This is a genomic window from Bacillus sp. 95MFCvi2.1 (assembly GCF_000374965.1).
In the GTDB taxonomy this organism is placed as follows: domain Bacteria; phylum Bacillota; class Bacilli; order Bacillales; family Bacillaceae_G; genus Bacillus_A; species Bacillus_A pseudomycoides.
In genome coordinates, this window is sequence record NZ_KB895736.1 from 1 (window position 1) to 19,882 (window position 19,882).

14 protein-coding genes and 3 pseudogenes are annotated in these 19,882 nt (G+C 35.0%); 4 read left to right on the forward strand and 13 right to left on the reverse strand.

Annotation, left to right across the window (positions count from 1 at the left end; genetic code table 11):
• Positions 1-561 precede the first annotated feature (561 nt).
• Together C568_RS0128540 and C568_RS33905 are read right to left on the reverse strand one after the other, a co-directional pair.
• Positions 562-1,107, reverse strand: a complete 546-nt coding sequence (locus C568_RS0128540) for a DUF3967 domain-containing protein (RefSeq protein WP_018783518.1) — start codon at positions 1,105-1,107, stop codon at positions 562-564.
• 809 nt (positions 1,108-1,916) lie between these two features.
• Positions 1,917-3,247: pseudogene (locus C568_RS33905) on the reverse strand (IS3 family transposase).
• A gap of 383 nt (positions 3,248-3,630) precedes the next feature.
• Here C568_RS33905 and C568_RS0128555 point away from each other — a divergent pair.
• Together C568_RS0128555 and C568_RS0128560 are read left to right on the forward strand one after the other, a co-directional pair.
• Positions 3,631-3,867 (forward strand): helix-turn-helix transcriptional regulator, encoded by a 237-nt coding sequence (locus C568_RS0128555; RefSeq protein WP_029427931.1) that lies wholly within the window; start codon positions 3,631-3,633, stop codon positions 3,865-3,867.
• Positions 3,860-4,186 carry a hypothetical protein gene (locus C568_RS0128560; protein ID WP_018783523.1) on the forward strand — a complete coding sequence of 109 codons (327 nt, stop codon included), beginning with the start codon at positions 3,860-3,862 and terminating at the stop codon, positions 4,184-4,186. The genes C568_RS0128555 and C568_RS0128560 overlap by 8 nt, the downstream gene beginning before the upstream one ends.
• Before the next feature lie 583 nt (positions 4,187-4,769).
• On the opposite strand, the gene C568_RS0128565 is transcribed toward C568_RS0128560, so the two are convergent.
• The 7 genes from C568_RS0128565 to C568_RS0128595 all read right to left on the reverse strand — a co-directional run bounded on the left by C568_RS0128565 (position 4,770) and on the right by C568_RS0128595 (position 11,346).
• Positions 4,770-5,300 carry a hypothetical protein gene (locus C568_RS0128565; protein ID WP_018783524.1) on the reverse strand — a complete coding sequence of 177 codons (531 nt, stop codon included), beginning with the start codon at positions 5,298-5,300 and terminating at the stop codon, positions 4,770-4,772.
• Between the two features lie 162 nt (positions 5,301-5,462).
• The gene (locus C568_RS0128570) at positions 5,463-5,897 is read right to left on the reverse strand and encodes a hypothetical protein (protein WP_018783525.1); all 435 of its coding nucleotides are present in this window, start codon (positions 5,895-5,897) and stop codon (positions 5,463-5,465) included.
• Positions 5,898-6,153: 256 nt separating this feature from the next.
• Positions 6,154-6,702, reverse strand: a complete 549-nt coding sequence (locus C568_RS0128575; RefSeq protein ID WP_018783526.1) for a VanZ family protein — start codon at positions 6,700-6,702, stop codon at positions 6,154-6,156.
• Between the two features lie 606 nt (positions 6,703-7,308).
• Complete coding sequence (locus C568_RS0128580; RefSeq protein WP_016114392.1) at positions 7,309-7,680, reverse strand: ATP synthase subunit I; 372 nt, start codon at positions 7,678-7,680, stop codon at positions 7,309-7,311.
• A gap of 34 nt (positions 7,681-7,714) precedes the next feature.
• Positions 7,715-8,170, reverse strand: coding sequence for a MarR family winged helix-turn-helix transcriptional regulator (locus C568_RS0128585; protein WP_018783527.1), 456 nt, complete (start codon positions 8,168-8,170; stop codon positions 7,715-7,717).
• 151 nt (positions 8,171-8,321) lie between these two features.
• Positions 8,322-9,851, reverse strand: a complete 1,530-nt coding sequence (locus C568_RS0128590; protein ID WP_018783528.1) for a cardiolipin synthase — start codon at positions 9,849-9,851, stop codon at positions 8,322-8,324.
• Between the two features lie 313 nt (positions 9,852-10,164).
• Positions 10,165-11,346: a YhgE/Pip domain-containing protein gene (locus C568_RS0128595; protein ID WP_018783529.1), complete on the reverse strand. Its 1,182-nt coding sequence runs from the start codon at positions 11,344-11,346 to the stop codon at positions 10,165-10,167.
• Between the two features lie 205 nt (positions 11,347-11,551).
• Here C568_RS0128595 and C568_RS0128600 point away from each other — a divergent pair.
• A pseudogene (locus C568_RS0128600) lies at positions 11,552-11,719 on the forward strand (TetR/AcrR family transcriptional regulator); the annotation flags it as partial.
• A 37-nt stretch (positions 11,720-11,756) separates the two neighbouring features.
• On the opposite strand, the gene gapN reads toward C568_RS0128600, so the two are convergent.
• Positions 11,757-13,196 carry an NADP-dependent glyceraldehyde-3-phosphate dehydrogenase gene (gene gapN / locus C568_RS0128605; RefSeq protein ID WP_018783531.1) on the reverse strand — a complete coding sequence of 480 codons (1,440 nt, stop codon included), beginning with the start codon at positions 13,194-13,196 and terminating at the stop codon, positions 11,757-11,759.
• Positions 13,197-13,292: 96 nt separating this feature from the next.
• A complete protein-coding gene (locus C568_RS0128610) occupies positions 13,293-16,508 on the reverse strand; it encodes a bifunctional cytochrome P450/NADPH--P450 reductase (RefSeq protein ID WP_018783532.1) in 3,216 nt (1,071 codons plus the stop codon).
• 200 nt (positions 16,509-16,708) lie between these two features.
• Between C568_RS0128610 and C568_RS0128615 the strand changes: the two genes are divergently transcribed.
• The gene (locus C568_RS0128615; protein ID WP_018783533.1) at positions 16,709-17,323 is read left to right on the forward strand and encodes a TetR/AcrR family transcriptional regulator; all 615 of its coding nucleotides are present in this window, start codon (positions 16,709-16,711) and stop codon (positions 17,321-17,323) included.
• A 237-nt stretch (positions 17,324-17,560) separates the two neighbouring features.
• On the opposite strand, the pseudogene C568_RS31485 reads toward C568_RS0128615, so the two are convergent.
• Together C568_RS31485 and C568_RS0128625 are read right to left on the reverse strand one after the other, a co-directional pair.
• A pseudogene (locus tag C568_RS31485) lies at positions 17,561-19,378 on the reverse strand (Tn3 family transposase); the annotation flags it as partial.
• A 298-nt stretch (positions 19,379-19,676) separates the two neighbouring features.
• On the reverse strand, positions 19,677-19,882 hold a 206-nt coding region (locus tag C568_RS0128625), incomplete at its 5' end, for an IS3 family transposase (protein ID WP_018783535.1).

The window sequence follows — 19,882 nt, forward strand, 5'->3', positions numbered from 1 at the left end:
CCCACCGATAAATTTTAAAACTGCCGTTGCGATTACCATATGATTTCACCTCCTCTGATCTGGACCTTGATTCATCTTCGCTATACTACAGATCATTTGTATAAATAATTGCTGAATAACGAACTTACATTACTGCTTTTAAAAGTTCTTGTACGAGTGGAAGGATCCCACCGATAAATTTTAAAACTGCCGTTGCGATTGCCATATGATTTCACCTCCTTTTGTTGTTGCTACGATGTGATCTATATTATAGTAAGCGCTTATGCTTTATCAATACATCCTTATATGCAATATTGCATATAAGGATGTAGCAGGTTCCCTTTCTTTGTATTGTTAATAAGGGGTACGACATGTTTCAAACATTATTAAGTTGTATTTTTGAAATGAAATAGTCTAGATTTTCAGCATTGTCATAAAGTGTACTTTTTGAAATAACATATAAATTTATAATGAATCAATCTTATTCCCCCTTTTCGGGGATTTAGGAAAAATTACCCTATTAGTACAAAAATCTGTATAGAATTCTGTATAAAAAAGCCCTGCATATAAGCAAGGCTTTTTCTATTTCCAAAATTGCCACCACTTTTTTTGTTGGGTGGCTGCAATCAATTTTTTAGTCTCCTGGTTTTCACGGATCATAGCCATTAGGTTTTGATCACGTTCATTAATTTTTTGAAAATCCTGTTGTTGTTTTTGCTGTTCAGTTAACCATTCCTTTAAATTTTCTTCATGTTTTTTTAGCAGTTCAGATACTCTTTCAGCAACAATTCTATCCAATTCCTGAATAGCTACAACTCCTTCTCCTACTTGGATCTGTTCAGGTTGTTGTTTAGTTATTTGGATAGGTTCAATGTCTATATATTCAGGTAATCCTTCTTTACTGAGGAGCTCAATAATTTGTTTTGTTTGGAGGTTTCTTTTATTTCTCATTTTAGCTATAAATTGAAAAACAGGTATACATTCTTGATGAATTAAATACTTGTTCTTTTCACCTTGTTGGAAATTTAAAAAACTACCGTAGGTTTGACAGTTTCGTTTTATAGTCATAGCTGATACTTTTATTTCCTTGGCTACTTCTTCAGCTGATAACCAGTCTTTTTGTTGCACTGTTCAGATCACCATCCTTCTAAACATCTAAACATCTGAACAGAAAAACAAGGGTTTCCTTGTTTTTCTGTTCAGATGGATATTTAGATAATATACAAATAGTTTAACACCTAAACATCTAAACGCAATATATAAAAGTATTACTAGAAAGTAAAATAGAAGGATAGATCTTAAGTCATTTCGGCTCGATTCGCTTTTTTCGCCAAGCCGAAGGACAAAAAGCAAAGCAATTGTTCTCGACTTGGACTAGCAATTATACGAGCCGAACCGCTTAGATCATTCGTTCAAAAATAGTTCTTACTCAAAATTTTGATACGTTTAGTACGTGGGGTTTCGTCCCCACACGACGAGCCAGCACTCCAAACAAAAAGCAAGGAAACCCCTAAATTCGGTTAATTTGTTTTTTATTATAAATACGGTATGTAGAATTTTACATTTATTCTTATGAAAAATAAAATAAGATACCTACAGATTTAACTAAAATCACTTATAACGCTCTATCTTCTTCTTTATAATCACTTAGCTTCATTGAATATAATTGCATTAATTTGCCCCCTATCTCGTCATACAAACGAATCTGAGCACCCGTTTTTTTCCTAAACGCAAAATTTGAGTGATTATTTTATTCAACTTTAGATTTTGGCTCTCCAAATCATTTAAACATTGCTTTTCTTGTGATAATCCATTCTTTTCTTGTACCATTTGGGGGCAGAAAGAATTTAACTAATTGAAAAGGACTTCCTTAGTGCCTCCATGAGTGATACACCAAGAACTAAAATGTACCCTTTGAAAAGGACATAAAAAAAAGCCTAGGCAGCTCGAAGAAGATGATCTCTGTATTGTACAGGAGTCATCTTTTTTAAATTCCATTGGTATCTGTAGTGATTGTAGTAAATCATATATTGTTTAATTTCACTTTTTAATTCATCTAAAGTTGTACATGCTTTAATAGAGGCTTCATCTTTAAGATGGCCAAAGAAAGATTCTTGGGGAGCGTTATCCCAACAGTTTCCTCTTCTTGACATGGATTGTTGTAACCCTAGTTTCTTAACTACTTTTTGAAAATGGGGGTGCGTATACTGAATTCCTTGATCTGAGTGAATCAAGGCATCTTTTGCTTTCTGGAAGTTTTTGTTCCTTTTTAACTTTAGAAAAGTATCTGTAGCTAATTCCACTGTCATACGTTCTGATATATGATAGGCTAAAATTTCGCTAGTCGAACCATCTTTAATGACCGATAAGTAAGCTTTCTGACCTTTTCCATAAAATAAATATGTGATATCTGTTAGAAGAACTTTACCAGGGATTTCTTGCTTAAATTAACGATTCAATACATTTGGCACAACTCGATGTTCTTTTGTAGCTTTCACAATTCGTCTATAAGGATTCGCTTTTCTAATTGGGCATATAATGCCGTATTTCTTCATGATTCGTCGTATACGTTTCAAATTGTAGACAACCTGAAATTGATCCGCCAAAGTCATTTTGATTTGACGAGCCCCTTTCTTGCGACCCTTGAAATGGAAGGCTTTTAGGATGAGCTCTTTTACTCCTTCATCCTTCTTATCTTTTTTACGTCTTTGTTCCTGTGATTTCACAGAGAAATAGTTATAATAACCGCTTCTTGAGACACCAGCTACTCCACATAGGTATTTCACCATATGTTTGAGTTGATATGTTTCTATCACCGAACGAATCAGGATATATTTTTGACTAGAAAGAAGGGCTACTTTTTTTGCCCCCTTTCTATCAAACGAATCTTTTTTAACAGTTCATTTTCTACCTTTAGTAAGTTAATTTGAGCTTCTAAGCGAGCGTTCTTCTCCTCCAAAGTCAGTTCTCTTTCTCTAAGACCCTTTGAACTTCCAAATCTAGTGTCACGTAGGCCGCTAATCCCGTTTTCATTGTAAGCTTTTCGCCATCTTTTACTCGCTGCCTTGATTCTATCCATTCCCAAGACTTCTACATCAAACCCACATTCTTCAAAGATTTGTCTTGGAAGCTTGCCTTTCTCTTTTTCACCAATAAATATACGCTTAAATTCATCCGTATATGTGATACTTTTTGAGCTGACAGATTTAACATATTGATTAGATGATAATCGCTTAATTTCTTTCTCTGTAAAAACCTTTTTACTCATAAATTTCCCCAGTCTTTATGTTTTTCTTAATTATATACAAAAAAACCTATAGGGAGACTTTTTTAGTGTCTACCCTATAGGGTACATTTTATTTTTGAAAGGGGACTTTTTTTGTTATTACTGAAAGTAAACTTTTTATTATTTGTTTACTTTCATTTTGTTTTCTTTTTTTCTATAAAACCAACCTCATATAAGCTTATTATACCCTCTCAGACAAACTAAATTTCCCTCATAGAGTTCCTTCTCTTTTATAAGTTTAAAATTCAAAAGATTATATAGAATTTCTTTTAATTTATATAAAAAAAATTATTTTTTGTATAATTAAACTTTACTTTTTTATAAAATATGTTTAATATAGGTGTTAAGAAAGGAAGGTGTTAACTATCAAGGAAAAATTTGGTGATTCTATAGTAAATAAAGTATATGAACATAGAGTATTAAGAAGAATGTCACAAAAAGATTTAGCTGATGCTGTTGGAGTTTCTAAGCAAACGATATTTGTTATGGAAAAGAATAATTATTCTCCTTCACTGGTGTTAGCATATAGAATTGCAAATTATTTTGAGGTTGATATAAACGAAATATTCTCTTATGTAGGAAAGGAAGATAATAATGCTTGATCTATTAAACAACTGGATGTCAGAAAGCACAGATAATTTCAATATCTTTGTAGGTTTTACAAGCCTTTTGATGTTGGGTTCAGCAATTGTACTTTTTATTATCTACAAAAAAATTGGTAAACCAGATGAAAGAACAAATACTATTTATTTAAAAATTACTTATTGTATGTTTGTTACTCAAATTCTAATGAATTCCATATTTACTTCTTTAGTTAGTAAAGACATGTATTTCCGTCAATTCTTTATATTAACTCAAGCCTTGGTATTCTTTATTGGAGCTATTTATTCTATTAAATTATATAGAAAAGAATGCAAGTAGTTTACTTGCAAATTACCGAAAACATTGACTTTATCGAAACTTACCCATTTTCCTCAAAAACTAATAGAAAAGTATACATTCAAAACAATATAAATAAACAGGTACAGAAACCCGTGGATAAAAATTTTATTTTAAATAAAATCAATTTATGAATATATCTAATTTAAATTATTAAAAGTAGTTAATATAAAAAACTCTGATTTTAAAAAGATCAGAGTTTTTTTAAATGATATGGTAATCCCTTATAGGGGTACAGCCAAGGCACTAACATAAAACCCACGCTAAGGAGTATTTATATCGTAACAATACTGTACGTTTTTGTTACAATGCTTTGTTTAAAGCTTATTACTAAGCAATTTGTTGATTTTGGCGTAACAAAAATGTGTAACAAATTTAATCTGTATCAAAACTTTTTGACATCCTTTTTATTACAAAGAAATTGAAGATGTTTATTACCTTTTTATAGCATGGAAAACCCTTAGCGTACTAAAATTAAGGATTTAACTTCCAAAAAAATGTCTTATCGTGGGTTTTATGTCATTTGGTTAGCGGGACCCCTACTAATACCACACCTTTTTTTATTTTACTCTCCTACCCCTTTTTCCTTTTTAATAAACCTTATAATTAAGTCTTCACCTTTGTATCTAGGGTCTAACTTAATCTCACCTTTATATTCAATTACCTTTACCTTATCCATGACAGTTATACTGTCATACAACTCTTGCTTTACCCATAACTTTTTAACTTTATCATCAACAATTAATTCTAAAGTAGGGTGTTCAAGGATAAGATACTCGGTCTCAACATGTCTCCCAAGAACAGGTGCTTCTATTGACTTACCTTTCGCAACTAGTTCAGCGTTTTGATACCCCTCTATTACTGACAAGACTATACAGAACAATACAAAACAACCAAAGTATATCCAATTTTTCTTTCTTTTCTTTTTCTTATATGCTTCCAGTTCTACAATATACGCTTCCAATTCATACTCTGTGTACCCCTTAACGTCTGTAGTCAAATAATAGGTTTTTCCAAACTTTTTACTTGTAAATGCTACATAGTCGTTTAAATACTCTGGGTCTTTCTCATAGTTTATAAATTTCTTTTCACCCATACTGCTACCCCTATCTGTCTTCTAGTATACCTACCTCTATTGTTATAAGAAACAAAACAAAACAAAACAAAGAGTATTAATAGTACTGTCTGTATTCTAAGACTGAATTTATTCTTAGAGCCTTCTAACACGCCCCACAGTATAAGTTAAACACATTATTAATTAAATAATTAATTCTTTTTCAAGAAAAGTTACTACATTATTCCATTCTTTTATTGTTGAACCTTTTTCATATTCAAATTCTCCGAAATTTATATTGTTATCTGATTCATCTTCATAAAGTGAAAATTCTCTTATTAATGAACCTTTTTCTATAATTATAAGTTCTGCATTAAAATTTTCATCATAGTAAGCGTACGTAACAGAATTCTCTTTTGCAAGTTCTATCCAAGATACATTTGATAGACCAAAGAATACTTCGCCTTCAAGGTCTACAAAATATGTCCATCCATCTTCATGTTCAGAAAAATACACTGATTCATCAATAAAATTCCCATATTCATCTAATTGAAATTCGATATCTTTATTCATCCAATCACAATAACGTTTTTTAGCTTCTTCTAATGATAAACTTATTTTAAAACGACATTCTCTCAATCTAGTTTCTCCTCTTCATCTTATAAATAAAATGTGCAACATTATAGATAGGATGTTGATTTAAAAATCCTATATACTATTACTTATCTTTAATGTTACAGAATAGCCGTGTATAGTTTCTAAAAAATTACATCCTAATATACCTTTAATTGACATAATACCACTTATCAGTAGTCACTGTATCTAGAAAAAACCCCTTCAATTTACTTGCTGAAGGGGTTTCGTATTTACATAATTGTCGTTATCAGAAGTTGGATTAAAGCCCTTGATGTATCTTTTCATCGGATTGTCTACTCATAAAAATCAGAGTGATCCACTTATAGATTAAGAATCCAATATAGACCCCAAAACTATTTAAAATAATGTCATCAATATCAAATGATCTAAAAGTAAGCCATAACTGGATACATTCAATTGTCAAAGAGCTTAAAAACCCCAACAATACTATTTTAAACCCTTTATTTACTTTTTTGAATTTCATTGGTATTAGAATTCCAAAAGGTACAAACAGTAGAATGTTTCCTCCTATATTGCGCAAAGGGACCATAAAGTAAAAATGATGTAGTAGTTCGTTTATACTCGCAAAAGGAACATAATTATTTTTCGTTGGGAACGACTCTTGAAGACCTATTGCTAAAGGGAAAATAGTTACACTTATTACTCCTACAGCATATATAAAACATAAAGTAGAGAGTAATTCCCTATGTAATTTAAACCTATTTCTGTTCAAGCCATAATAGATAACTTTATAAAGAACCCAAATTATAATTAATAAAAGGGCTGGTAACCTAAAATTTATAAACATAGTTTTCCCCCTCTTCTTTTATGGAAATTTTACCATAAAAGGAAGCATGAAGACATAACATCTCTATAAATATCATATTCATATAGAGTTAACATAACGTCTCATTATCAGTAGCGAAGACAAGGTGGTTCCCTACTCTCATAAGGAATCTGACTTTTCTCTTTCTATCAATCTATGCAATTTTTTATACATTCCTATCATGGTGTGGGTTTTCGAGTTCTTGTTTGTTATTGGATTAGCCGAAAAACTGTATAAAATCTTGCATGCTCTTAACGTGATTTTTTTTCGAAATGCTGGCGGGACCCCATGCCCATCAAGCTAATATTTTGAAGTGCCCCCAAAACGAAAATTTCATCTTTTCATAGGTGTCCATGAGAATTTAGTTCATTTTTTTCGTTTTGGGGAACATTTAATTTCTTAAGTTGATGGTAATGTGGCGGGACCCCAATAAAAAAATGAAACCCGTTAGGGTTTATTTGATATGCAGAATTTCCAATAATCTACACTGGTTTTTTAGAAAAAGAAAAAAGCCATTTTTGAAAATGACTTTTATTAACCTTAGCTTGATAGCGATGTGCTGTGCCCCAAAAAAAGTTTTATGCTAATCTATTTCTTCCCATCTTTCATGCTATAATACCCTAAATTAATCACAATTAAGAAATAACCACCCATAATTCCGGCAGCAAATGTCCATATGACACTATGGTGTTCAATCTCATACATAATAATCGCACCGAGTATCGCTGCTGCAAACCGATTAATCATACCAAGCGTCGGTGTTTTTGTTTTTTTTACAATGCTATCTCCAAACTTTTCAATACGCCTTCCTAAAATCCAAACACAATACATACTAACAAGCAAGCCAATGCTTGCACCTAAAAAATGGGGCGAAAAAGGCGTCATAATCCATCCTAATAACATCGTGCCTAGCAAATAATACATTTGTATTTTAAATGCCCTTAGTGCCATACGAATCATGCTGTACTCCTTTACCTTTCTCATTGAGACTTTATTACTTAGGCTCAAGGGTCTTCTTTTTTTCTTCCAGTATAATTTGATTTATTTTAATTAAGGTATCGGTCATTTGCTGCAAGGCTTCGATATCAATTTTAGAAAAGTATTTCTCAATAAGTAAATCATCTAGCTGAGACAATCGTTCTATATACTTGCTACCGTTAGGACCAATTGTAAGGAAATACTCACGTTTATTGTTAGGATTTACGTGTTTCGAAATCATATTATGTTTCTCCAATTTAGATAAAACTTGGCTGACAGCACTTTTGGATATATTAAAAGTGGTCGCAATACTGTTAGCTGTAGTATTTTTATTTAAATTAATATAGATTATCATGTTCTCTTGCTGCCCTGTAAGACCAAACTCATTCTTTAACTCCTGAGATAGTAAAATGTTTAATTCATTGTAGGCTCGGTTCATGTCGGTAATTACTTCTTTATAAGAACTAGTCATACTATTCTTCCTCCAATCATTCTGTTATTCCATTGTACGCCGTTTTTTCGTTTCGACATATAGTTTAGTTTAGTTAACTTAATTATATAATACCTTTATGTTAGTGTAAAGGAAAAAGTAATCAAATTTGTTTTGATTACTTTTTTCGGAATTATAATAAAGGGGAAATTAGACGCATTAGGGATTCCAGTATTCGTTTTCGAATACTGCGTTTTTGAAATGATTTCCATCTAATTTCAGACGAATGCTTAAAGTCCTCTTCAAAATCACGTTTAATATCAAGAACTGTCTTAGATTCATAAAGTACGCTAATGATTTCATAATTTAGTTCAAAGCTACGGACATCCATATTTGCTGTACCAATTGTTGCAATTTCATCATCTACAAGTACAATTTTAGCGTGCATAAAACCATCTTTATAGCTATAAATGGAAACGCCGGCTTTTAAAAGTGGTGCGAAGTATGATTGTGATGCTAGATCACTCATGATTCTATCTCTCTTACCTGGATATAGAATGCGGACATCTATTCCAGCCATTGCACTTAAACGTAGTAATGTTAATGTTTCTTGATCCGGAATGAAGTAGGGTGTTGCAATCCAAATTGATTTCTTAGCAGAACCTATAACAGCAAGTAAAGTATTACGAATGTTTGTATCATCTGAACTTGGTCCACTTGCTACAATTTGAACAGCACCTTCTGCATGATACTTTTCTTTACCTGGAAAGTACTTTGTATTCATAAATTGCTTCCAAGAATAAGTATTTAGACTACTAGAGGCATAGAGCCAATCCTCAAGGAATACTGCTTGTAATGTGTACAATGCCTTTCCTTCTATTCTTAAGTGGCTATCACGCCAAATTGGGAATTTTTTCGAACGACCAAGATACTCATCTCCAACGTTGAGCCCACCTGTAAAACCAATCTCGCCATCTACAATGACAATTTTACGATGATTACGATAATTTACTGTTTCAAGTGGCCATGGCGAACGAATGGGATCAAATGCCACAACCTCAATTCCTACATCTTTCATGGGTTGTAAGAAACGATTTCGTAATAAATTGCTTCCGATCCCATCATAAAGAAAGCGTACAATTACACCAGATTTTGCTTTCTTTATTAATGCATCTCGAATTTTTGTACCAATTTCATCTGCTCGATAAATAAAGTATTGAATATGTATATGATGTGTAGCATTTTCAATAGCTTGTATAATGTTTGTAAATGTTTGATCCCCATTTGTTAAAAGTTTTGTTGTGGTATTATTGGCAACAGGACCGCCACCGAATTTTTGTACAACCTGTGTTAAATAAGTAGAGCGCTCACTTAATGAGGAAGTAAATGATAAATCTAGGCGTTTTCCTTCTAAAATCTCACGGAATAATTTTCTTTGTTCTTCTGAACGATGTAGATGCTTTTTTCTTCTCCAACGACTTCGGCCAAAAAGAGCGTACAAAAGTACACCAACAACAGGAAGAAGTGCTAATACTAAAAACCATGCTAAAGTACTTTGTGGAGAACGGTTTTCGATAAAAATAATGAAGGCAATTCCTACTATTGTGATAGACCATAGTACATCGACAAAGTTGTATAGTGAGATAATGGATGTATCCAACAGAAAGAGAACGATAGAGACAAGTGTAAATACAAATAATAATTGAACTTTAGGATTTTTCATCTTTATAAAATTCACCTATTCTTTCTTAAATATAGGATTCGTATATGGAAGCTGTAACCTAACGTTTCTATTAGGGATAATCATAGGGTTGCTGCCCTAGCTCATCATATCATTTACATAAAATGTAATAGATTAATAAATTATGGAGTTTCTAAGACTCGTTTCTTCAAGTTTTCGCTAATTTATTGTTCGATAACCGGAATTTTATGATATTCCAGTTCCCTTTTAATAATGCTGAATAAAGTCGAGCGCATGAAAGCCAAAAAGATATAAGGGAAACCCTTGTATCTTTTTGACTATAGATTTACTTCCTCTATACTGATGCAGTAGATAAAGAACCTTTTTGTTTATCTTTTTTGAATACAGACAGTGTCATAATTATAAGAGATACAAGTCCAAAAAGCCCCATCGTCTGAACATTTGATCCTATTCCGTACCCTTCAAAGAAGAAACTGCTACGCAATGCTTCTACACTGTATTTAAGAGGGGTCCAAGAATATAACCAATATTTTGTCATATCCGGAAGAAATTCGTGTGCCAATGATAAGATTGGCATAGAAAAGAAGAAGACTAGCATTAATATTGGTACCCCTAGACGCCCAATCCAGTTGAGTACTGCACTTTGCAAAAGAAAGAACATAAAGCCAAAGAAAAGTAATAATAAGAAAATTTCTCCTTGGTTTGGTATGTTTACCCCGAGTATAGTATGAGCAATGAAAAGAATTAAACTTGCAATTACTATCACGAAAACAGAACCTGCAAGAATCTGTGATAGGACTAATTTTCCTGTCATACGTCCGTTTGTAAACTTTTGGACAGCCATAAATAAAATTAATGAACTGATAAGAATAGTAAACCATAAAACTTGTGTCATCATAGCAGGGATATTTCCATTTCCTGTATGTGATTGAACTGGATGAATCAACTCCGTTTTAACAAGTAATGGGCTTGCTAATAACTTTGCCTGTTCAGTTGTTAGTGTCATATTTCTTTGTGAAAGCTGATCAAGCAAGGTATTACGGATATTTTCATTTATCCCTCCAATGAGCTTATCAATCATTTGGCTCGAAACCATTGCGGCATTATAGTTCATTCCTTGATTCACCAAGACTTGCACCTCAGTTTGTTGTCCCTTAGGTGTGGTCAGCGATACAAGTTGCTGGGATATTTCTGGTGGAAACACAATGGCAGCGTAATACTTCTTATCCTTCATCCCTTGCAATGCATCTTTTTTCGATTGTAAAAACGTCCATTTAATTGTGCTTTGCTTATTTTTCAGGACTTGCTCTTTTATTTCATCTCCTAAATTTACACTTCTTTGTCCTGGTAAGTTCACACCTGTATCCTGTATTACTATAGCGATCGGCAAGTTTTTAGGTACAGGATTAACAGTTGATCCCATAAAAGCAAAACTAGCGATGATAACAGCAGCCATAATGCCTAACAAGCCACCTAGAACCATCTTTTGTTTGAAAAATTGCTTTATTGTAAGCATTTAAAATTATTCCTCCTAGTATTCGTTCAACGAAAAGATAGATAACGAACAATGTGTAGTTTATAATAAAAGCGTGTTGTTTATAGTGTAATTATATCGTTTTTACTACACAATTCAATTTACATTTAAGGCATGAATGTACGATAAGAAACAAAAGGATGAAATCTGTTGTGTATAATAACAATAACGAACAGGGAGGTATAAGATGTTGAAAAAAGCAGATCTGCGGATTATTCGGACAGAGAAATTTATATATGATGCTTTTATCAAACTGATAGCGGAAAAGGGATACGATGCTATTACCATTCAAGACATCACAGATGAGGTCCTCATTAATCGGGCAACATTTCACTCACATTATAGGGATAAAGAAGCTAATCTTAATTTTAGATTAGCTTCTTTTTGTAATATTAAACTAAGTTTAATACAGTTACTTTTTCACGTGTCATAGATTCAAGGCTCTTATGAATACCTTGTGCTCCCATACCAGAACCTTTTACACCGATGAATGGGAAGTGGTCAGGACCGCGCTCTGTACGTCCGTTAATTTGAACGGAACCAGTGTCAATTTTGTTAGCAATTGCAAATGCTTTATTAATGTCTTTTGTGAAGACACTTGCTTGCAGACCGAAATCTGATTTGTTCGCAATTTCAATTGCTTGTTCATCAGAAGAAACACGGATGATTGGAAGGATTGGACCGAATGGCTCTTCCCAAGCAACTTTCATGTCTTCTGTTACATCGTCAATTAATGTTGGGTAAATTAAGTTGCGCTCACGTTTGTTACCGATTACGATTGTTGCACCTTTTTCTACCGCATCGTCAACTAATCCTTGAACGAAATCAGCAGATTTATCGTCGATTAATGGAACGATTGTGCTGTCTTGTTCTGGAGAACCAACAGTTAATTCAGCCACTTGATCTTTTAATAAGCTAACAAGTTCGTCTGCTACATTTTCATGCACAAGCACGCGCTTAATTGCTGTACAACGTTGACCAGAGTATGAGAATGCACCGCTTACGATATGTTTCGCAGCTTCCTCTAGGTCAGCATCTTTACGAACGATACCAGGGTCTTTACCACCAAGCTCTAATACAAGTGGAATCATCGCAGCTTTTTTCGCTAAGTGTTTACCTGTATTTGTACCACCTGTGAACGATACCATATCGATGCCAGCATGCTCTACTAAGTAGTCACCAATTACAGAACCACGTCCTGTAACTACATTTACAAGTCCTTTTGGAAGACCTGCTTTATAAAGTGCTTCAACCATTTTAATACCGCTAATTGCGCCTTGTGTTGCAGGTTTAAAGATAACCGCGTTACCCATAATAAGTGCTGGTGCAAGTTTTGCAGCAGATAAGTTTACTGGGTAGTTAAATGGTGAGATTGCTAATACAACACCAAGTGGTGCGCGTTGGATAATCGCAAGTTTAGATTTAGATCCGCCAGGGAAGCTATCCCCCATCATGCTTTCTCCGTGCATGTGAAGTGCTTCGTCAACTGTGTAACGAATAAAGTCAGCTGTACGAACAACTTCTTTCTTTGCATCTTTATATCCTTTACCAACTTCTTTCATAATGATATCGGCAATTTCATCTTGCATATTTACGAGCTCATCAGCCCATTTATATAAATATTTTGCGCGATCTTGTAGGGAAGCTTCAGCCCATGATTTTTGAGCTTCTTTTGCAGATGCAATTGCTTCATCTACTTCTCCGCGAGTAATTGCTTGTACTTGACCAATTACTTCGTGTAAGTATGGAGATGGAATGTCGATTATTTCTCCTGAAGAGCTTTCTCTCCATTCTCCGTTTACATAAAATTTGTACGTATTGCTAGTTGTCATGATTAGTCCTCCTAAAATAGTAACCTGTAAAAGTGAGTATAAATTGGGTGTTTTCCCCCATCCCCCTTCTCAGGGGATGGGAAAAGTTACCCAAATTCAGATTCCGGCCCAAACATCTTTTCCGTATCGTCCTTCATGTTGTAACTGATCCAACCAATTTCTTGCCTCTTGTTCACTGACTCCATGCATTTCTTGATATGCGTGACAAAGAGTATCTTCTACATCCGGTGCCATTCGGCTTCCATCACCACATATATAAAGGTGGGCACCGTTATCTAATAACGAAATTAAATTCGCTCCATCTTGTTTCATTAAGTGCTGTACATATGTTTTTGGATGTCCTTCCGAGCGAGAAAAAGCTGTGTGTAAAGATATTAAGCCATCTTTTTCATCATTTTCTAGTTCTGTACGATAGAGATAATCTTTTTCAGGATGACGACAACCGAAATACAGATGCGCTTCCCCTAAGTTAACACCTTTTTGCTTTTGAACACGACGCGTTTGTAAGAATCCACGGAATGGTGCAACTCCAGTACCTGGTCCAACCATGATAATTGGTTTTTCTGGATCTTCAGGTAACTGAAAACGGGATTCTGGCGTTCTAATAAAACAAGTAATCTCATCTTCATTGTGACGCTGAGCTAAATAATTAGATGCGACACCTTTATATTCTCCTTGTCCACTCCATGCAGGTCCACTAACAACACCGACCGTAATACTTAGACGATCTTGTGCAACGAGTGGAGAACTTGAAATAGAATAGTAACGCGGTTTGAGTGCAGGGAGAAGTTCTAAAAAGCGTTCAAACGGGATTTCACACGCTTCATACTTTTCAAGAAGATCCAACATTGAAATGTGTTTCTTTAGTATTTGGTCCTGATAAACTCCATCTTCCAATAATGCTTCCAATTCGTATTTATGAGGAGGACAAACTGTAAATCTTGCCAATTCTCGTATTTGTGCTCGAGTTGCCGCTTCTTGAATCTCAACACTATGGCTAAGAAGGTCAAATAAACTAACAGGACGGTCCAAAGGAAGATGAGCTGTACTGCTTCCACTTGTACTCAGAATGACTTGATCCTTCTCGTTTAATCTAAAACGTTTTAAAATTCGGTTGACATTTTTTCGGCTGTTACTTGGCAGTACTCCAAGGTGATCTCCTACTTGATAAGTAACTCCTTCCGGCAAGGCTATCTCAATATGTCGAGTGCTCCGCTCACTTTCAGATGACTGAAGCTCCCTGCTAGCAATCACCGTTGCATAAACAGCTTCGTTTTTTTGAACGATTGGATTAGCATGAGGACCTGAAATCAACTGAACGGAAAGCGATGATTGATGAGACACTGTTTCTGTTCCCTCTTTCATCTTTAGGCAAAAAACATTCGAGACATCCTTCCACATGTTCTTTTGCCATTGGGCAAAATCATTCTCGAAATCTCCTCCAGCGTCAGCCTCTCCTCTTTCGGTATACCTTATGGCACCTTTCAGTTCAAGCTCTTTGTCAATAAATTTCGGAACACTCTGGTAAGTATTCGCCCAATTTCGATCTCCGCAACCAAAAACTGCATACCTGATCCCTGTACATTCCTCTGCGCTTGCTTGTTCCAGCCATTTTACGAACTGAGCGGCATTCTCAGGAGGTTGACCATTATATGAAGAAGTTACAATGAGTACCGCACCTTCTTTAGGTAACTTTCCGATATAATCATTTAATGTTCTCACATCGCTCTGGAAGCCCAGTAACCTTGCATGGTCTGCGAGCTTCCTAGCAAACTCTTCCGCTCTTCCTAGATTTGAACCATATAATACAAGCAGAGGTACGTTTTCAGCACCTTCAAGTACTTCTTGTTTTGAATATTGAGAAGTCACTTTCTTCTTTTCTTCATTCTCCTTTTCATCATCTAACGGAAGATTCAGTAAAGGTGCGACTTCCTTCCCTTCTCTTAATTTAACTCTAATTCTGAAATTTTCTGGTTTTATGGTCAATGATTGCTTAATCTTCAACTGATAGTTTTCAGAATCAATTAATTCCAACTTTTGAAGAATCATTCCAAGCACAAGCGTAGCTTCATAAAGTGCGAACTGCATACCGATACAAGCACGTTGACCATTCCCAAATGGTTTATATGCATGATTTGGTACTTTGGAAGGGTCTGCGAAACGTTCCGGACGGAATTCTTCTGCATCCTCTCCCCACACTTCTTTATCCCGATGAAGCGCGGGAAGAAGCACGGTCAACCCTTCACCTTTTTTCACATGATACTGTCCGCCGATTATAGTATCCTCCTTTGGATACACATCAAAAGATGGAGCGGTCGGCCATAACCGTATGGCCTCGTTTAGAATCATGCGAATGTATTTGAGGTTTAGCACTTGTTTATAAGATGGAGTGGAATCACCGAGGACCTGATCCACTTCTTCGTATGCTTTCTTCAGAACTTCCGGATGTTTCAGTAAAAAATAAGTCGTAAAGGATAATAAACCACTTGTTGTTTCATGCCCAGCAATTAAGAAAGTAATAATTTGGTATCGGATATTCTCATCATCCAACACTTCCCCGGTCTCAGGGTCTTTACTGTTTAACATGCGGGCCAGCAGATCTATCTCTCCATTATTTCCATTAGCCTTCCGCTCTTTAATAATTTTATCTACCAACGAAAACATGCTTTGTATATCATCTTGGAATTGTCTGTTTTTTCTAATCATCAGAGTATCCAGGCCCTTCGAGCGGGCAATTTTATGCATAGCTTCGTCAAGTGCACGTACCATGCTGTCGATAAATGGATCATGTTTTTCTTTATAAAAACTATTAAATCGGTAGTTAAAACCACAAAGACCGATCGTATCCAAAGTAAGGCGGGTCATGTCTCCCGGTACATCGATATGATCACTATCGTGATTCAACCGAGCCCATTTCTGAATCAGCTGCGAAGCGATGTCTAACATCATGGTATGATATCCCTTCATGGCTTGTTGGCTGAATGTTGGCAGCAATATATTATGGGCTTTTCGCCAGTTTGGCTCCGATGTTTTACTCGTAAACAGACCATCCCCCGTAAATTTGCGTACATGCACCATATCATTTGCAACATGTTTATCAAAACGATTGATATCACAGACTTCCGTTACAAGTTTGTGTTCAGAGATACATATTGTTTTAAAACCTGGAGCAGTCAACCGAAATATTGGCCCATATTCTTTCGCCATCTCGCAAAAAGAAATAGTAGGTTGACTCATGTCGAATAGAGGGTAGTTGCCTAGTGGTCCATATGTTTTGGGTTGTGGAATATTACTTGTTTGTTCTTCTCTCATGTTCATCCTCCTAGCATACGTTCAACAAAAAGATAGATAACGAACAACATGTAATTTATAATAAAAACATGTTGTTTATAATGTAATTGTATCGTTTTCGCTACACAATTCAATTTACATTTAAGACATAAATGTACGATAAGAAACAAAAGGATGAAATCTGTTGTGTATAATGACAATAACGAACAGGGAGGTATAAGATGTTGAAAAAAGCGGATCTGCGGATTATTCGGACAAAGAAATTTATATATGATGCTTTTATCAAACTGATAGCGGAAAAGGGATACGATGCTATTACCATTCAAGACATCACAGATGAGGCACTCATCAATCGGGCAACATTTTACTCGCATTACAGGGATAAACAAGATTTGTTAACAAAGCTTAGTAAGAATGTACTAGGAGAGTTGACAAGTAAGATGGTCCTATATGCCCATGTGCAGGGACATCAAATAGATCTTTCGGAATTCGAGGGGATTTTACAATCCATATTTGAGTGTATATTAAAACATGCAGACTTTTATAAAAGCATGCTTGGACCTCATGGCATTCATGATTTTAACCTAAAAATGCAGCAGACTATTATGGATAATCTTGAACAAAATTTCATTGAGCTTAAAATTGAAGACCATGACTTAGATATTCCAAAGGATATGGTATTCCATTTCATCACTTCCTGTGTTGTTGGGATGGCAATTTGGTGGCTTCAAAATGACATGAAATATTCACCGAAATATACTGCAAAACAATTAGTGAAGCTTATGACTAAAGGACCCTTGTGCGCAGTGGGTTTTACTTTGTTTAATGAAGGCTAGAAGGAGCAACTGTGCCGGGAAGTGCAAAGTGGTTTCTAATAAATATATTAAAGAAGAAACACGAAGTTTTTTACTACTGTGTTTCTTCAAATTTTCGCTAATGGATTGCTCGATAAAGAGAACCTTACAAAGAAAGGAATAAAATATTCTCCTCGTAGTCGTAGTAAACAACTCAGTGGTATCAATGTATATATGGTGCCCTCTACTACCATAAGGAAGTTTCTTTTTTGAAAAATCTTAAGAAGATCTCTGGAGTGTTAGACGTTCTTTCATATTTAATTTGAATGTCCCATATGGATTTACGTGGGCATAGATAAGTGGTGTTAAAGCTCTAAAATCTTCTGGCACTAACTTTTGCAGTAAAGATTTATTTTTGTCTAAGAGAACTTCTTGAATCATTAGAGTATTGATTAATACTAAACAATTTTGGAGGAGATGAAGAGAAAGTACGGCAATCTCTTGATCTTCCATACGATTCGTTTGAATCTCTCCTCCTTTTCCATAAAAAATGAAGCTGTTAGCAGAGTTCCAATTCTCAACTACATTTAATCCTTCGTGGATTTCTCTCCGGATCTCTTCTGATGATAAATACTCACAGAGAAAAATGGTTTTTAATGCTTTTCCTAATTCACTTAGTGCTCGATAAGTTGGATGCCCACTGTTACGGGTAAATCGTTTGAGAACCGCCTCCGTTTCAGCTGTACCAAGCCGTAAGGCTGTAGCATACTTAATCATTTGATCATACTGTTGTTCTATTAAATTCCAATTGATTGGTCGAGTTAAAACTGACTGCAAGTTTGGATATGACTCTTGCATACCTACATCCGGACGATACAACTTTTGTGCATGAATGGCTTTGAACCTTGGCATCAGTTGAAATCCCAGCAAATGACAAAAAGCAAAAGCAACTTCACTTTGTCCATGTGTATCTACATAGTTCTTCTCTACTTCCATATTTGTACAATGCCGCAGCAATCCTTCAATCATAGCAGCTACTTCTGAAGAAGAACAAGATTTGAGTTGCGAATAAATACACGTAGAATTCTTTTCTACATGCCAATAAATCATTACTCCCCGACCTCTATATCGAATATGCCATTCTGTCAGTAAGTTTTGATCCCATGCTCCAAACTTTTTACTATCAGATGCACATGCCGTCGTTCCTTTTCCCCATATTTCGGTTACACGAGTGGCTAGAATAGCATTGGTTACTTTTGAAATGGCTTGTCGTAAATTTTCTTTATGAATAAATTTACGGCGCACATAAAGCAACTCTTTATAACTTTCTCCATGGTCCCCGGCAGCAACACGTTTTAATCCTGTGTTCGTTCCCAATCCATATAGACAAAGGATAAGTCTACGTTGAAGTGTCTCCGTATCGAGAATCTCTCGATTCCCTAATGTTTGAAATGTATCTGTTAAATGGACACGTAAATCCGCTTCTTTTAAAATATCTAAAAGATCGGTCATTGGCCAGCGATTCATAACCTCTGCTTTTACGAGATTGAGATTAACTGGTTCAGCCTGTGCCTGCAAAGGAGACACAGAAATCCACCCGTTTCCTTTACTCAAAATGCGTACTTTATTCTCGTTCTTCACATGTTTATTTAATTTTTCCAAAGCCGTATTCATACTATTTTTTAATTCTTGAATAAGTGTTTGTGCTTCAAGGGGTTTCCGTAGGGCTTCGTAATGTTTTTCCCTGTTTTGTTCAAAGTCCTCTGGTAAATCTTCTTCTGGATTTCTATATCGGTCTGCTCCGACTACCAATACTTCTTTGCAACGCAATCGATCTCGTAAAGCTTGAAGAACGCAGATTTCATAATTCATTCGGTTGATACGATTTGTTTCTTTATCAATAACTGTATCAATCCATGCTGGTTTTACAACTCCTTCTATCGGAATGTAATCAGCTTCATTGTATGTATATTGATTGGTAAGCTTATATTGCTTGAGTAAATCAATTGCATCTATTACAGGGCGATGTACGTCATTGTTCGATCGAAACTCTAAAATATCCAATAACGCGGGAACCATTCTCCTATAAGGGGTACCGCCACATATCCATCAACTTAAGAGAAGTAAACACCCCTAAAATGAAAAAATGAGCTGACTTCTCAAAATAACTATCTGTAGAGAAAGAAAATTTTCATTTAGGGGGTATATTAAAACCTTAGCTTGATAGGTATGGGGTAGCACCACACGTCCATCAACTTAATTATTTTATAACAGCCCCAAAACGAAATTATTTTTCTTTTGGGATTACAAATCTCTTAATTGATAAAACCGGGTACCGCTCGCAAAAAAGCCGTTCTCTCTGAAGTGACCCCATAAAGTTAGACAGGTTATTTCATTAGGAAACCTTTTGGGCATGGGTCCGGTATTGTACCGGGCTCATGCCTTTTAGTTTTGCCTTAATTCTTTTATGATTATAGTACTTTATATATTTTGCTAGTTCTTTCTTAAAATGTTCTATACTCTTAAATTCTTTTCGATACAGAAATTCTGACTTCATGATGCCAAAGAAGTTTTCAATCACTGCGTTATCGTAACAGTTTC